Raw genomic sequence first — 14248 nt, 5'->3', positions numbered from 1 at the left:
CCTGGTCACCGGAGGGATGCGTGATCGTGTTCAGGCGCTGGTCCGTGCAACGGCGGCTGACGCTGGCCGCCCTGCTGTGCGCGCTGGCGGGCTACGGCGCCATCGCGCTGCTCGTCACGCCGATCATGCACACGGTGGTGACCGCTTTCCTCACCGAGCAGGCCGCCGGCGCCGCGCGCCGCATCGCCTTCGTCGTCGAGCGCGACGCCCCCGCCCGCCTGCGGCCCGTGGCCGTCACCGAGGGCACCGACCTCATCCAGGTCGTCGACGAGAGGGGCCGGATCCGGCAGGCCAGCCCCCGCCTGCTGGGACAGCCGCCGCTCAGCACCGCCACCGCCACCGGCACCGACGCCCGCCTCACCACCACGTCCTGCACGAACCGGGTGCCGGGCGTCCACTGCCTGATCACCGTCGGCTTCCGGGCGAACGTCGGCGGCAGACCCTGGATGGTCTACGCCTACATGCCCGCGCCACCCTGGTACATCACCCCCCTGTACCCGCCGGCGGCCACGCTGTGCGTGCTGCTGCTGGCCGGCGTCACGGCCTGCGTGGCCTGGCTGACCGCGCGCAAGGCGCTGACCCCGGTCTCGGCGATCAGGAACGAGCTGGCCGAGATCACCGCCACCGACCTCGGCCGCCGGGTGCCCAGGGGCCGGCACCGGGACGAGCTCGACGAGCTGGCCCGTACCGTGAACGAGACCCTCGACCGGCTCGAACGCGCGGTGGAGCAGCAGCGCAGGTTCGCCTCCGACGCCTCCCACGACCTGCGCAGCCCCATCACGGCCATGCGCATGGAGGTCGAGGAGGCGATGCTCGCCCCCGAGGAGGCCGACTGGCGCGAGACCGGCCGGCGCATGATGGAGGGCCTCGACCGCCTCCAGAACATCGTCGCCGACCTGCTGACCCTGGCCAGACTGGAGGCCGGCGCGCCCGGCCGCCGCGAGCCGGTCGACCTGGCCAGGCTGGTGAGCGAAGAGCTGGGCCGCCGTACGGACGGCAAGCCGGTGGAGACCCGGCTGCGCACCGGCGTGGTCGTCGAGGGGGACGCGCTGCGCCTGTCCCGCCTGCTGGCGAACCTGCTCGACAACGCCGAGCGGCACGCGGATACCATGATCACTGTGACTGTGGGTGAACGGAAGGGACAGGCGGTGCTGGAGGTGCTCGACGACGGCGGCGGCATCGCCCCCGACGAGCGCGAGGCCGTGTTCCGGCGGTTCATCCGGCTGGCCGACTCCCGCCGCCGCGACGCCGGCGGCACCGGGCTCGGCCTGCCCATCGCCCGCGAGATCGCCGAGGCCCACGCGGGGACGCTCACCATCGAGCCCTCCGAACGCGGTGCCCGGTTTGTCCTACAAATACCGTTGATCAGTAGTTAGAGTTACTCGCTGTGACACCCAGTTTCAGCCGATTAAGGCGCGAAGACCTCCTCAAGACGGCCTGCGAGGTGATCGCCGAGCAGGGGTTCGGCCACACCCGGACCCTCGACATCGCCCGGGCGGCGGGCGTCAGCCAGGCGTTGCTCTTCTACCACTTCGACACCAAGGACCGGCTGTTCGCGCAGGCGTTCGGCTATGCGGCCAGGCTGCACCTGGAGGCGCTGTCCGACATCGAGGAGTCCCCCGCCGGCCCGCTCGAACGGCTGCGCGCCCTGCTCAGGCGCTGCTCGCCGGCGATCCCCTCGGACGAGCGGCGGCTGTGGATCGACGCGTGGGCCGAGGCGATGCGCAGCTCGGAACTGGAGGAGATCTCCCGCGGGATCGACGCGCGCAACCGCTCGCTGCTGCGGTCGATCATCGAGGACGGCGTGCGCTCGGGCGCGTTCTCCTGCGCCGATCCGGAGGAGGCGGTCTGGCGCGTCTTCGCGCTCATCGACGGCCTGGCGGTCCAGACGCACGTGCATCCCAGGGTGCTCTCGCGCCGCCGGGCCGCCGTCCTGCTGCGTACGGCGGTCGCCGGGGAACTGGGGCTGCCCGTCGAGAACCTGTGACCCGGGCCGCTCTTCCCCGTCTATTGGATGCTTCGTACAATTGATGGCGGGAGGAGAGGAGCACCCGCGATGACAAGCGCACCGAGCTCTGCCGCCGCCAGGGAGAACGACGAGAGGACCGCCGGCGCCTACGAAGCGGTCGTCGAACGCCTCTCGAAGGCGTCGGTCGACAAGCACTGGGAGCCCTACCGCGACATCCCGTGGGACGACCCGGAGTTCCTCGTGGACCAGGACGACCCGCGCTGGGAACTGCCCGAGACCGACAGGCTGGGCGGCCACCCCTGGTACCGCGCCCGCTCTCCCGAGGTCCGCGCCAGGATCGGCCTGTGGCGGGTCGCCACCGCCATGAAGATCGGCCTGCAGTTCGAGAACCTGCTCAAACGCGGCCTGCTCAACTACGCCTACCGCCTGCCGAACGGCTCCCCCGAGTTCCGCTACGTCTACCACGAGACGATCGAAGAGGGACATCACGGGATGATGTTCCAGGAGTTCGTGAACCGTACGAAGCTTCCCATACGCGGCATGCCTCGGCCGCTGTCGCTGATCGCCCAGGCCGTGCCGTGGATCCCGCTGGTCTCCACCGAGCTGTTCTTCGTCTTCGTCCTGGGCGGCGAGGACCCGATCGACCACGTGCAGCGTAAGGTGCTCAAGGACGGCCAGGTCCACCATCCGCTGGAAGAGACGATCATGCGCATCCACATCGCGGAGGAGGCCAGGCACATCTCCTTCGCCCGCCACTACCTCCGCGACCGGGTGCCGCGCATGCCCCGTCACCGGCGCACGATGCTCAGCGTGATCTCGCCGGTCGTGCTCGGCGTGATGGCCCGGATCATGCTCGCGCCGCCCGGCTCGATGGTCCGGCACTTCCGCATCCCGCCCGACGTCGTGGCCGGGATCCACCGTGCCGACCCGGCCGCCCGGCAGGAGGTCCGCGACTCGGTCGCCAGGACGCGCGAGCTGTGCGCCGAGATCGGGCTCGTCAACGTCGTCAGCAGGAAGGTGTGGCAGGCCATGGGGATCTGGGCGGAGCCGCGCCGGTGAAGGTCGCGCTGGTTACCGGGGGCGCCTCCGGGATCGGCCGCGCGGTGGCGCGGGAGCTGCGGCGCAGGGGCGTGGCGGTGGTGATCGCCGACGTCGACGACAAGGCCGGCGAGCAGGCCGCCGCCGACCTCGGCCTGGAGTTCGCCCGCCTCGACGTCACCGACGCCGAGGCCGTGACCGCGCTGGTGACGCGGGTGAGGGCCGAGCGCGGGCGGCTCGACTTCATGTTCAACAACGCCGGCATCGCGGTCGGCGGCGTCACCCGCGAGCTGACGCTCGACCACTGGAACCGGACGATCGACGTCAATCTGCGCGGCGTCGTGCACGGCGTGCGCGCCGCCTATCCGGTCATGGCGGACCAGGGGTTCGGGCACATCGTCAACACCGCCTCGCTGGCCGGGCTGGTGCCGGCGCCGCTGATGCTGCCGTACACGGCGAGCAAGCACGCCGTGGTCGGGCTCTCGCTGGCGCTGCGGGCCGAGGCGGCCGCGTACGGGGTGCGGGTGAACGTGGTGTGCCCGGGGTTCGTCGACACGCCGCTGCTCGACCACGCCAACCCGGGGCTGCCGCAGAACGAGGTGGCGGCCCACGCCCGGAGCGCGGCGGTGCGGGCGCAGGGGCGGCTCTATCCCGTGGACGCGCTGGCCGCCGACGTCCTGCGCGGGGTGGCCAGGAACAAGGCGCTGATCGTGGCGCCGGCCTCGGCGCGGATCGCCTGGCGGGCGGCCCGGCTGTGGCCGTCGGCCGCCGTACGGGTGGCGGGCCTGGCGGTCGGACGCCTCACCAAGCAATGAGACGGACGAACCGCACCGGTTAGGCCGGGCGGCGGGGTCGGGCGGTCAAGCGGGGCGGCGGGCGATGAGGACCTCGGTCGTCGTCGTCAGCTCCCAGCGGCCCGACGGCTCGGCGGCCAGCAGGGCGGCCCTGGCCGCCTCGACGAACGCGGGCAGGCGGTCGCCGAGCCTGGCCGGGGCCGTGTAGGAGTAGGACAGCTGCAGGCCGAGCAGGGCGTCGAGGTCGTAGGCGAGGCGGTGCTCGTACCGGTCGGACTCCAGGGCGGAGAAGGGCGAGCCGGCCAGCACGTCGTGGTGGTGCTCGCCGGTCTTCTGGAAGGAGCCGGCGGCCGTCCAGGTGTTCACGCCGAACCGCTCGCGCACCCGGCGCATGACCGGCTCCCACGGTTCCTCGACGGGGTCGCGGGTGGGGCCGACGAGCGCGACGACGCCGCCGTGCGGCAGCAGCTCGTCCAGGTCGGCCAGCACCGCGCGGCGGTCCATCCAGTGGAACGACCGGCCCATCACGACGTGACCGAACGGCGGCAGCTCCCGCAGCGTCGTCGAGTCGCCGCGCAGCCACCGGATGCCGGGCACGTCCGCCGACAGCCGCCGGCCCTCGGCCAGCATCTCCTCGTCGGGGTCCACGGCTAGCACCTCGCGTACCCGCCGGGCCAGCGGGATCGCGACCGTCCCGGGGCCGCAGCCGAGGTCGAGCACGACGCCGTCCGGGCCGAACGCGCGAGCCAGCCGATCGATGGCGGGATCGCCGTGGCCGGGCCGGTACTTGGCGTAGTAGGGCGCCGCGCCGCCGAAGAGGTCCGTCATGGGTGGGACCATATACGGGTTCGAGACTCGTTCGATGGAAGGTTTTGATCGGTGAGGCGGCTACTCACGGTCCTGTTGCTCGCGTGCGCCGCGGTCGGGTTCGCCCTGCCGGCGCAGGCGCACAACGTGCTGGTCAGCAGCGATCCCAAGGACGGCGCCACGCTGTCCGCCTCGCCCGCGCGGGTGACGCTGGTGTTCGACCAGGCGGTGCGCCAGGGCTACGCGCAGGTCGGCGTGACGGGGGCGGACGGCTCGTCGTGGGCCGACGGCGCGGCGGAGGTGTCGGCCGAACAGGTCTCCGTCAAGGTCAAACCGCTGCCCGCGGGCGGCTCGTACGTGGTGGGCTACCGGATCCTGTCCTCCGACGGGCATCCGGTGACCGGGAAGATCGGCTTCAGCGTGGCCGCGTCCGCCGCGGGCGCCCCCGCCGGGCAGCCCCAGCAGGGCGACGGCGCGACGGCTGCCGGGCAGGACCAGCGGGCCGACAGCGCGACGGCGGCCGAGGCCGCGGCCAACGGCGGGGCCGGCATGGCGGTCGTGTGGATCGTGGCCGCGCTGCTGCTCCTGGCCGCCGGCACCGCCGTCGCCCTCCGCCGCGCCCCCGCCGCTTCCACCGCCGCCGCCTCCACGGCTGAAGCAGAGGCCGAGGCGCGGCCGTCGGAGGGGACCCGGGCGTGACCGCGACCCTCACGTCCCGTTCTGGGCAGCGCGTCGCGGGCGGGCGGCTCGTCGCCGGGGCGTTCGTCGTGTGCGGGATCGTCGCCGCGGTGGCGGCCTCCACGCTCACCGCCCAGGAGTCCGTGCCGGGCATCCCCATGCCCGGGCCGATCGTGGCCTACGGCCTGCCCGTCGTCCGGGTGCTGCTCGACCTGGCCGCGGTCGCCGTGGTCGGCCTGAGTCTCGTGCCCAAGCTGCTCGGCTTCGACGACCCCGACGCCACCGAGCCGGTCCTGCGCCGAGTGCGTCCGCTCGCCGTGCTGGCGGCCTGGACGTGGGCGATCTGCGCGCTGCTCACCATCGTGTTCCAGACGGCCGAGCTCAACCCGGGGCGGGTGCCCACGTTCGGCCTGATCGCCTCCTACGTCGAGGAGGTGGGCACCGGGCAGGGCCTGCTGTTCAGCGCGGCGTGCGCGCTGGCGGCGGCGGGCATCGGGCTGATGGCGGTGCGGTTCGGCGAGAAGGTGCCCGCGGAGCTGCGGATCATCGTGGCGCTGTTCGGGCTGCTGCCCATCCCGGTCACCGGGCACGCGGTCAACTCCGTCTGGCACGACCCCATCATGATCTCGATGGAGATCCACGTGATGGGCGCGGCGGCCTGGGCGGGCGGCCTGGCCGCCACGGCCGTGTTCGTCGCGCCCCACCAGGGTCTGCTGGCCGTGGCGCTGCCGAAGTTCTCCAGGATGGCCACCGTCTGCCTGCTCCTGGTCTCGCTGTCGGGGCTGGTCACCGGGCTCGGCACAATGGCGCTCACGCCCGGCGTCGAGCTGCCGGGCGCGATCGTGACCAGCCACTACGGCGTGCTCGTCGTGATCAAGACGGTGCTGGTGGCGCTGCTGGTGCCGCTGGCCGCCCACATCCGCTTCCGCCTGCTGCCGGTGATCCGCCGCGGCGGGGCCACCGCCCTGGTGAGCTGGACGGCGGCCGAGGTGGGCGTGATGGGGCTGGCCTACGGGGTGGCGGTCGCGATCACGCGGGCCTCGATCGGCTGAGGCCGCCGGTCGCGCCGCCCGGCCAGCCACTCGGCGGCCAGCCAGGCGACCAGCAGCCCGAGCCCGGCCCAGACGGCCGACGACGTGGCCAGGGGCGGGGCTCCGTACAGGCCGGTCTGGCCCTTGATCGCGCCGTAGACCGGGCCCATGACCGCGTTCTGCGCGGCCAGCGCGCCGTAGGCGCCGGCGGTCACCGCGGCCGCCCCCACGACGGCACGCACGGCCGGGACGCGCACCAGGAACGCCAGGTCCACCAGCAGCCCGGCCACCACGAGGAAGAACGGCAGCGCCGACGGCGGGAAGCCGCCGAAGGTGAGCAGCGGCCAGATCAGCGTGCGGAACCCGACGTACGCGCCGGCCACCAGCGTCGCCGCGCCGAACCTGCCGATCAGCAGCCTGGCCGCGACCAGCACCGACAGCCCTCCGACCACCGCGTAGACCGGGTAGAGGTAGTCGGGCACGGGCAGCGTGAACCCGCTCATCATGATCCGGTCGACCGGACGGCCCATCTGGTCGGCGGCGAAGCGCAGCAGGATCTGCTCGGCGTAGGTCGCGTGGTTGTCCCAGGCGCCGAGGGAGAGGATGCCGTACTCCTGGTGCTGCTCGGGGAAGTGCACGTTCTCCAGGAAGAACGCGAGGAAGGCGCCGAGCACGACGGTGCGCTCGCGTCCGGGGGGCGCGCCCATGAACCAACCCCTGATCACGCCCATGATCATGAAGAACGTTCCAACATAGAGCATGATGTGCGACGGGCTCCACGAGGTGATGTCGAGCCCGTTGACGCGGTGGTTGATCAGGTCGAGCGGCACCGCGACGAGGAAGATCCCGGTTCCCCACTGGATGAGCCGCAGCGCCGCCTTGTCCACGCCGTAGCCGGTGTAACCGTGGATGACGGTCAGGACGACGACGAGGGCGGTGCCGGCGGAGTTGAGCAGGTGGGGCGGGGCGAGGTCGTCGCGCAGCCACTTGAAGTGCCACGACACGTCCCAGGCCGAGCCGAGCAGCTTGAGCGTGAGCGCCACCAGCCATCCGAAGTAGAGCACCCGGAACAGGTCTTGCGGCGTCTCGCGCCCCGCCTGGCCTCTGGTCCAGTACGGCAAGGCCCACGCTGCGGCCTTCTTGAACGATGCTGGTGACTTCACGGCGCAAATCTTACGGTCATCCGGCGCGTCGGTCTCAGATGTCTCCTTTGTGTGACTATGGATGCCTTCGGGGTGGCTTCACGTCAGGCGGCGGGTCAGGCGTACCGGGAGGTGTTTGAGCCCGTTCTGGAAGTTGGAGGTGAGCCGCACCGAGGGGCCGGCGGGTTCGACGTCCCAGGCGAGCAGCTCGGCGAAGACCGCGCGGAGCTGGACGCGGGCGAGGTGGGCGCCGAGGCAGAAGTGCGGGCCGAACCCGAAGCTGACGTGGTCGTTGGGCGTACGGGCGACGTCGAAGCGGTCGGGGTCGACGAAGGCCGCCGGGTCGCGGTTGGCCGAGGCGTGGTAGACGACCACCTTCTCGCCCGCCTGGATGCGCCGGCCGCCGAGCGTGAGGTCGCGGGTGGCCGTACGGCGGAAGTCCATCACCGGGGGCCAGTGGCGCAGCATCTCCTCGACCGCCGGCTCCAGCAGCGACGGGTCGGCGCGCAGCCGGGCCAGCTCGGCGGGGTGGCTCAGCAGGGTGAACAGGCCGCCGGGGATGCCGTTGCGCAGGGTCTCGTTCCCGGCCACGGCGAACAGGAAGAACATGTTCTCGAACTCGGCCTCGGTCAGGCCACCCTTCCTCATGGCGGACATGACGGACTCGTGCGGGGTGTCGGCCAGCGCGTGGGCATACGCGAACATGTCGGCCAGCGCGGCCCTGGACCTGGGGTTCATGCCCGGCTTGAGCTCAGGACGGGCGGCGGCCGCCAGGCGGCCCACGGGGGTCAGGGACTCGACCTCGGCCGTGGACAGACCGGCGTAGTCGTCGTCCTGGTAGCCGATGACGCGGGAGGCCCAGTCGTACAGCAGCCGCCGGTCCTGCTCGGGGACGCCCATCACGTGGGCCAGCGTCCAGACCGGCAGGTCGGCGGCCACCTCGACGAAGTCGCACTCGCCCGGTGCGAGCAGCGCCGCCACCCGGTCCTTGATCGTGCGTTCCAGGGCGCGGACGGCGCGCGGCGTGAAGGCGGCCGCCACGATCCGGCGCAGCCTGGAGTGGTCCGGCGGGTCCATGTTGAGCATCATCGACCGGACGAACTCCAGGTCGGCCGGGGTGTCGGGGTCGCGGATCTGGGTGGCGCCGAGGTGGGAGGAGAAGTCGTCGGGGCTGCGCAGCACCCGCTTGACGTCGGCGTGCCGGAACACCCCCCAGTAGCCCGGCCCCTCGCGCCAGGGGCCCACGGCGGGCTCGGGGATCCAGCAGACCGGGCTCTCGCGGCGCAGCCGGGCGTACAGGTCATAGGGGACGCCCGCTGCATAGGTGGACGGCAAGAACACCTCAGCCAGGTCACCCGCCGAAGGCGGCTCCTTGACCGGCTCACCCGCCGAAGGCGGCTCCTTGGGCTGCTCGGACGCCGAAGGCGGCTTCTTGGCCGGGGCGGGTGCCGGGGGCCCGGGCCAGGGGCTCGCCGGGTTATCCACAGGACGCTCGCTCCGCTCCTCCGCCATGCCCTACAGCGTGCATGATGAGCGCGTGACTCCAGAAGACGCAGAGGCGATTCTCCGGCAATACTTCGCTCCCTGGATCCAGGAGCTCGGGCTGCGGGTGGAGGAGGTGGGCGGGCGCCATGCCCTCGTCCGGCTCCCCTGGTCCGACTCGCTGGCCAGGGAGGGCGGCGGGCTGTGCGGCCAGGCGATGATGGCCGCCGCCGACACCGCCACCGTCATCGCGATCTCCTCCGCCAGGGGCGGGTTCGTGCCGATGACGACCGTGCAGCAGTCGACCACGTTCCAGCGGCCGGTGATCGGGCGCGACGTGCTGCTCGACGTACGCGTCACCAAGCTGGGGCGTTCGCTGGCCTTCTCGGAGGTCACGCTGACGCCCGACGGCGACGGCGACCCGGCCGCGCACGCCTCGACCGTCTACGCGATCCTCGGCTGACGGCGACTGGTTGACGACTGCTGGTCGACGGCTGCCGCCTTCCCCGGGCGGCGGTCCGTCTCAGGGATCTCTCAGGTGCGGAAAGTAGGCTCACCGCCATGAAACGTGTGGCCGCGCTGGTCGCGGTGCTCGCCGTCCTCGGGGTGACGACGTGGCTGGTGTGGCCGTCCGCCGGAGAGGCGCGCGGTCGGGACCAGCGGATCACGGTCGTCGATGGGCCCGCCGACGACCAGCGGGTGGAGCTCGACACCACGTTCTTCCCGCCCGCCGGGGGTGGCAAGGCGCCCGCCGTGCTGGTCGCCCACGGGTTCGGCGGCAGCAAGCAGAGCGTCCGCCAGCAGGCGGCCCGCCTGGCCCAGGACGGCTACGCCGTACTGACCTGGTCGGCGCGCGGTTTCGGCCGCTCCACGGGCGAGATCGCGCTCAACTCCCCCGACTACGAGGTCAAAGACGTCAAGCAGCTCGTCGACTGGCTGGCCAAGCGGCCCGAGGTCCAGCTCGACGCCGCCGGCGACCCTCGCGTGGGCATCACGGGCGGCTCGTACGGCGGCGCCATCGCCCTGATGACCGCCGCCTTCGACCAGCGCATCGACGCCATCGTCCCGCAGATCACCTGGGCCGACCTGGCCGACGCCCTCTTCCCCGACGCGGCAGCCGGCGGGTCCGCCACGGGGTCGGGCGCCCAGGCCACCATCGGTCAGGGCGCGGCCGACGGCGTCTTCAAGCGCATGTGGGCGGGCATCTTCTTCGGCCAGGGCGTCTCCCTCGACACCTTCGCCACCCAGTCCCGCCGCGAGGCCGCGGCCCCGCTGACCGTCGAGCAGGCCAGGTGCGGCCGCTTCCTGCCGGCGATCTGCGACGTCTACCAGCAGGTCGCCGAAGACGGCCGGGCGACGCCCGAGGCGGTCGCGCTGCTGCGCAGATCCAGCCCGGTCACCGTGGCCGGCCGGATCAAGGCGCCCACCCTGCTCCTCCAGGGCCAGCGCGACTCCCTGTTCCCGCTCTCCCACGCCGACGCCAACGCCAAGGCCATCGCCGCCGCCGGCACGCCGGTGAGCCTGGCCTGGTTCGACGGCGGGCACGACGGCGGCAACGGCGAGGCCGACTGGCTCTACGACCAGTCCTCGGCCTGGTTCGCCCGCCACCTCAAGGGCGAGGCCGGGCCCGCGGTCAGCGCGTTCACCGTCACCCGTGATGGAGGCCGCGACCCCGGCACCCGCCAGCGCATCAGGCTGCACCCCGAGGCCGGCTCCTACCCCGGCCTGGCCGGCACCGACACCACCACGGTGCAGCTCGCCGGCCCCGAGCAGAACGTCATCAACCCGCCCGGCGGCGCGCCCGCCTCGATCTCGACCGTCCCCGGCGTCGGGGGGCTGCTGAGCGGCCAGGGCGGCGCGGGCGTGTCCATCGACATGCCCGGCCAGAGCGCGGCGTTCGAGTCGGCGCCGCTGACGGCTCCGCTCCAGCTCACCGGCAGCCCCACGGTCAAGATCAAGGTGTCGGGCAAGGGCCGGGCCACGCTGTTCGCCAAGCTCTACGACGTCGCCGACGCCGCGCAGCCGCCCACGCTGCCGGCGGGGCTGGTGGCGCCCTTCCGGGTCACGATCCCCGAGGGGGCCGGCTCCGCCGAGGCCACGGTCACCCTGCCGGCCGTCGATCACCAGTTCGCCGTGGGCCACCGGCTGCGGCTGGTGGTGACCACGACGGACATGGGGTTCGCGACCCCGGCCGAGCCCGCCGCGTTCGGGGTCTCCCTGGCCTCGCCCGCGCTGGCCGTCCCCACGGTCCGCGCGCTGGCCGCGCCGCCGACCGGGGTGGCCTGGTGGGTGTGGGCGATGCCGCTGGCCGCCGTCCTCCTCGCCGCCCTCCTGCTGGCCACCGGCCGCACCTCGGGCCGCGGCGGCTCCTTGCGCCGCACCCCCGCACCCACGGCTCCCCCGCACCCCGCAACGGAACCGCCCCAAACCCCCACCAAGGCACCGTCCCCGGCCGCCGTCCTCACGGCGGCATCAGCAGCCGAACCCGGCGCGGTCAGGAACGGCGAACGGGCGGCAAAGGCCGCGGCGAGCGACAACGGCGAGCGGGCGGCCGAGGCGGCGGCACCGTCGGTGCCGGGCGTCGACGGCGAGCGGGTGGCTGATGGGCGGGAGGTGCCGTTGGAGATCGTCGGGCTGACGAAGGCGTACCGCAACGGCGAGCGGGCCGTCGACGGCCTGTCGTTCCGGGTCGAGCAGGGCCAGGTCCTCGGCCTCCTCGGGCCCAACGGCGCCGGCAAGACCACCACCATGCGCATGATGATGGGCCTCATCCGCCCCGACGACGGCGAGATCCGGATCTTCGGCGACCCCGTCACCCCGGGCGCGCCCGTGTTGTCCAGGCTCGGCTCGTTCGTGGAGGGCCCCGGCTTCCTGCCGCACCTGTCCGGCCGCGACAACATCGAGCTCTACTGGGCCGCCACCGGCCGCCCGGCCGCCGACGCGCACTTCGAGGAGGCGCTGGAGATCGCGGGCCTGGGCAAGGCGCTCGAACGTGCCGTGCGCACCTACTCCCAGGGCATGCGCCAGCGCCTGGCCATCGCCCAGGCCATGCTCGGCCTGCCCGACCTGCTGGTGCTCGACGAGCCCACCAACGGCCTCGACCCACCCCAGATCAGGGAGATGCGCGAGGTGCTCAAGCGCTACGCGCGCGACGGCCGTACCGTGATCGTCTCCAGCCACATGCTGGCCGAGGTGGAGCAGACCTGCAGCCACGTGGTGGTCATGCACCGCGGGCGGCTGGTCTCCACCGGGCCGGTGTCGCGGCTGCTGAGCTCGGCGGCCGGCAACGGGCACGGCGGTCCGCGCCTGGAAGACGTGTTCCTCGACCTCATCGGAGACAGATCATGACCGCCGCGCCGGGCTACGCGCCGCGCCGCACGCTGCCGCTGCGCGTGGAGATCGTCAGGCAGTTCAAGCGGCGGCGGACGCTGGTCATGTTCGGGCTGCTGCTGGCGTTGCCGTGGGTGCTGGTGATCGCGTTCCAGTTCGGGCCGCAGTCCGGCAACCAGGGGCAGTCCTCGGTGCGGATCAGCGACCTGGCCACCGCCGGCGGCCTGAACTTCGCCGCGTTCGCCCTGTCGGTGTCGGCGAGCTTCCTTCTGGTGGTGGCGGTCGCGCTGTTCTGCGGCGACACGGTGGCCGCCGAGGCCAACTGGTCGTCGTTGCGTTACCTGCTGGCCGCGCCGGTCCCCCGCGACCGCCTGCTGCGGCAGAAGCTGATCGTGGCGCTCGGCTTCTCGGCGGCGGCGGTGATCTGCCTGCCGCTGATGGCGCTGCTGGCCGGCACGGTCGCGTTCGGCTGGAACGACATCCAGGTGCCCGGCACCGGCGAGACGATCCCGGCGCTCGACGTGCTGCCCCGGTTCGGCGTCGTGATCGGTTACGCCCTGGTCAGCCAGCTCGTCGTGGCCGCCCTGGCGTTCCTCGTCTCCACGGTGACCGACTCGCCGCTCGGCGCGGTGGGCGGGGCGGTGGGCCTGTGGATCGTGTGCACCATCCTGCAGGCGGTCGAGGCGCTGGGGACGCTGCGCGAGTTCCTGCCGACGTTCTGGAACAACGCGTGGCTGGACGCCCTGGCCCCCGAGCTCGACTGGAGCGGGATGGCCAAGGGCGCCTCGGTGTCGATCACCTACGCCGCGATCCTGATCGCCGTCGCCTTCCGCAGGTTCCGGCGCAAGGACGTGGTCAGCTGACGCCCTTGGCGGCGTCCTCCAGGCCCTTGATGTCGATCTTCCGCATGCCCAGCATGGCCTGCACGACCCGCTGGGCGGCGGCCGGGTCCGGCACGCTCATCAGCTCCTGCATGGCCCTGGGGACGATCTGCCACGACAGGCCGTACCGGTCCTTCAGCCAGCCGCACTGCGACTCCTCGCCGCCGTCGGTGAGCTTGGCCCACAGCTCGTCGACCTCCTCCTGGGAGCCGCAGTCGACGTAGAGGGAGGTCGCCTCGTTGAAGGTGTACTGGGGGCCGCCGTTCAGGGCGTGGAAGCGCTGTCCGGCCAGCTCGAAGGTGACCAGCATGGCCTGCCCGGCGGACCCGCGGCCGCCCTCGGTGTAGCGCTGGACCTCCACGATGCGGGAGTCGGCGAAGAGCGAGGTGTAGAACTCGGCCGCCTCTTCGGCCTGGTTGTCGAACCACAGGTAGGTCGTGATCTTCTGCATGTCGCCGGTCGTCCTTCCGAGACGTGTCGCGGGGGGCGGGTCCGTGCCCGTCCCCTCTTTTCATCGACGCGTCGAACGGGATCGGGCCGGATCGACACACGTCCCGAGAAATTTTTCAGAAGGTCTGAGGCCGGCGGAGAAGCCCCGGCCATGCGCGGGGCGCACCGGAGCGGGTCAGGCTTCGGGCGGCCTGGTCAGCCCCGGTTCAGCCCCAGTGCGGAGGCTTGTTGTCGAGGTAGAAGGCGTCGGCGTCGGCTTCGCGCCAATCGCCCCAGCCGAGGTCGGTGTCGTCCGAAGTCTGCTCCGGGAGAAATTCGTCCACGGAAACATGCTACCGAGATGTACAAACCAACACCGGTCGTCTTCCCGGCTCCACGGACAGCCCTCGCGACCGGCGGTACGATGCCAGGGCAGGTGTCGCCGATCCCCCGTGAGGCTGCGCATGGCCACCCCTTCAGGCTGGCGGAGAGAAGGCAATCTACCGGCGGAGCTCACCAGCTTCGTGGGGCGGACCCGGTTACTCGCCAACCTCAAGCGGCATCTCGCCGAATCCCGGCTGGTGACCGTCACGGGCATCGGCGGTGTGGGCAAGTCGCGTACGGTGCTGCGGCTGGCGCACCAGGTCCGCACCCAGTACCCCGACGG

General features: G+C 72.5%; 14 protein-coding genes. 10 read left to right on the top strand and 4 right to left on the bottom strand.

What is annotated here, in order from left to right; genetic code table 11:
• The first annotated feature begins 20 nt into the window (after positions 1 to 20).
• The 4 genes from ACIA8R_RS04680 (at position 21) to ACIA8R_RS04665 (ending at position 3822) form a co-directional block, all read left to right on the top strand.
• The gene (locus ACIA8R_RS04680; RefSeq protein ID WP_397036571.1) at positions 21 to 1376 is read left to right on the top strand and encodes a sensor histidine kinase; all 1356 of its coding nucleotides are present in this window, start codon (positions 21 to 23) and stop codon (positions 1374 to 1376) included.
• 11 nt (positions 1377 to 1387) lie between these two features.
• Positions 1388 to 1987 carry a TetR family transcriptional regulator C-terminal domain-containing protein gene (locus tag ACIA8R_RS04675; protein WP_364090252.1) on the top strand — a complete coding sequence of 200 codons (600 nt, stop codon included), beginning with the start codon at positions 1388 to 1390 and terminating at the stop codon, positions 1985 to 1987.
• Positions 1988 to 2056: 69 nt separating this feature from the next.
• Positions 2057 to 3028, top strand: coding sequence for a diiron oxygenase (locus ACIA8R_RS04670; RefSeq protein ID WP_397036570.1), 972 nt, complete (start codon positions 2057 to 2059; stop codon positions 3026 to 3028).
• Entirely contained in the window at positions 3025 to 3822 is a 798-nt protein-coding gene (locus ACIA8R_RS04665) for an SDR family NAD(P)-dependent oxidoreductase (protein WP_397036568.1), read from the top strand. The genes ACIA8R_RS04670 and ACIA8R_RS04665 overlap by 4 nt, the downstream gene beginning before the upstream one ends.
• Positions 3823 to 3867: 45 nt before the next feature.
• Here ACIA8R_RS04665 and ACIA8R_RS04660 read toward each other — a convergent pair whose 3' ends face one another.
• The gene (locus ACIA8R_RS04660) at positions 3868 to 4629 is read right to left on the bottom strand and encodes a class I SAM-dependent methyltransferase (RefSeq protein WP_397036566.1); all 762 of its coding nucleotides are present in this window, start codon (positions 4627 to 4629) and stop codon (positions 3868 to 3870) included.
• Positions 4630 to 4680: 51 nt separating this feature from the next.
• On the opposite strand from ACIA8R_RS04660, the gene ACIA8R_RS04655 reads away from it, so the two are divergent.
• Both ACIA8R_RS04655 and ACIA8R_RS04650 read left to right on the top strand, forming a co-directional pair.
• Entirely contained in the window at positions 4681 to 5307 is a 627-nt protein-coding gene (locus ACIA8R_RS04655; protein ID WP_397036564.1) for a copper resistance protein CopC, read from the top strand.
• Positions 5304 to 6338, top strand: coding sequence for a CopD family protein (locus tag ACIA8R_RS04650; protein ID WP_397036562.1), 1035 nt, complete (start codon positions 5304 to 5306; stop codon positions 6336 to 6338). The genes ACIA8R_RS04655 and ACIA8R_RS04650 overlap by 4 nt, the downstream gene beginning before the upstream one ends.
• On the opposite strand, the gene ACIA8R_RS04645 is transcribed toward ACIA8R_RS04650, so the two are convergent.
• Both ACIA8R_RS04645 and ACIA8R_RS04640 read right to left on the bottom strand, forming a co-directional pair.
• Positions 6296 to 7480 (bottom strand): hypothetical protein, encoded by a 1185-nt coding sequence (locus tag ACIA8R_RS04645; RefSeq protein WP_364090270.1) that lies wholly within the window; start codon positions 7478 to 7480, stop codon positions 6296 to 6298. The genes ACIA8R_RS04650 and ACIA8R_RS04645 overlap by 43 nt on opposite strands.
• 78 nt (positions 7481 to 7558) lie before the next feature.
• Entirely contained in the window at positions 7559 to 8971 is a 1413-nt protein-coding gene (locus tag ACIA8R_RS04640; protein WP_397036559.1) for a cytochrome P450, read from the bottom strand.
• 25 nt (positions 8972 to 8996) lie between these two features.
• Here ACIA8R_RS04640 and ACIA8R_RS04635 point away from each other — a divergent pair, with 25 nt between their 5' ends.
• The 3 genes from ACIA8R_RS04635 (at position 8997) to ACIA8R_RS04625 (ending at position 13134) form a co-directional block, all read left to right on the top strand.
• Positions 8997 to 9404, top strand: coding sequence for a PaaI family thioesterase (locus tag ACIA8R_RS04635; RefSeq protein ID WP_397036557.1), 408 nt, complete (start codon positions 8997 to 8999; stop codon positions 9402 to 9404).
• A 98-nt stretch (positions 9405 to 9502) separates the two neighbouring features.
• Positions 9503 to 12289, top strand: a complete 2787-nt coding sequence (locus ACIA8R_RS04630; protein WP_397036555.1) for a CocE/NonD family hydrolase — start codon at positions 9503 to 9505, stop codon at positions 12287 to 12289.
• Positions 12286 to 13134: an ABC transporter permease gene (locus ACIA8R_RS04625; RefSeq protein ID WP_397036553.1), complete on the top strand. Its 849-nt coding sequence runs from the start codon at positions 12286 to 12288 to the stop codon at positions 13132 to 13134. Before ACIA8R_RS04630 ends, ACIA8R_RS04625 begins: the two co-directional genes overlap by 4 nt.
• On the opposite strand, the gene ACIA8R_RS04620 is transcribed toward ACIA8R_RS04625, so the two are convergent.
• Positions 13127 to 13603 carry a VOC family protein gene (locus ACIA8R_RS04620; RefSeq protein WP_364090288.1) on the bottom strand — a complete coding sequence of 159 codons (477 nt, stop codon included), beginning with the start codon at positions 13601 to 13603 and terminating at the stop codon, positions 13127 to 13129. The two genes, ACIA8R_RS04625 and ACIA8R_RS04620, sit on opposite strands and share 8 nt — an antisense overlap.
• Before the next feature lie 442 nt (positions 13604 to 14045).
• Here ACIA8R_RS04620 and ACIA8R_RS04615 point away from each other — a divergent pair.
• Positions 14046 to 14248 (top strand): hypothetical protein (locus tag ACIA8R_RS04615; RefSeq protein WP_397036551.1); only part of this gene is annotated, 203 nt, incomplete at its 3' end.

Origin of the sequence: Nonomuraea sp. NPDC051191, assembly GCF_044455665.1 — a bacterium.
Classification (GTDB): domain Bacteria; phylum Actinomycetota; class Actinomycetes; order Streptosporangiales; family Streptosporangiaceae; genus Nonomuraea.
This window is presented reverse-complemented; position numbering and strand designations above follow the sequence as displayed.

Excerpts from the sequence above, each read along its gene's own strand:
- ACIA8R_RS04670 (WP_397036570.1), top strand. The coding sequence starts at position 2,057 with ATGACAAGCGCACCGAGCTCTGCCGCCGCCAGGGAGAACGACGAGAGG.
- ACIA8R_RS04660 (WP_397036566.1), bottom strand. The coding sequence starts at position 4,629 with ATGACGGACCTCTTCGGCGGCGCGGCGCCCTACTACGCCAAGTACCGG.
- ACIA8R_RS04640 (WP_397036559.1), bottom strand. The coding sequence starts at position 8,971 with ATGGCGGAGGAGCGGAGCGAGCGTCCTGTGGATAACCCGGCGAGCCCC.
- ACIA8R_RS04630 (WP_397036555.1), top strand. The coding sequence starts at position 9,503 with ATGAAACGTGTGGCCGCGCTGGTCGCGGTGCTCGCCGTCCTCGGGGTG.
- ACIA8R_RS04625 (WP_397036553.1), top strand. The coding sequence starts at position 12,286 with ATGACCGCCGCGCCGGGCTACGCGCCGCGCCGCACGCTGCCGCTGCGC.
- ACIA8R_RS04620 (WP_364090288.1), bottom strand. The coding sequence starts at position 13,603 with ATGCAGAAGATCACGACCTACCTGTGGTTCGACAACCAGGCCGAAGAG.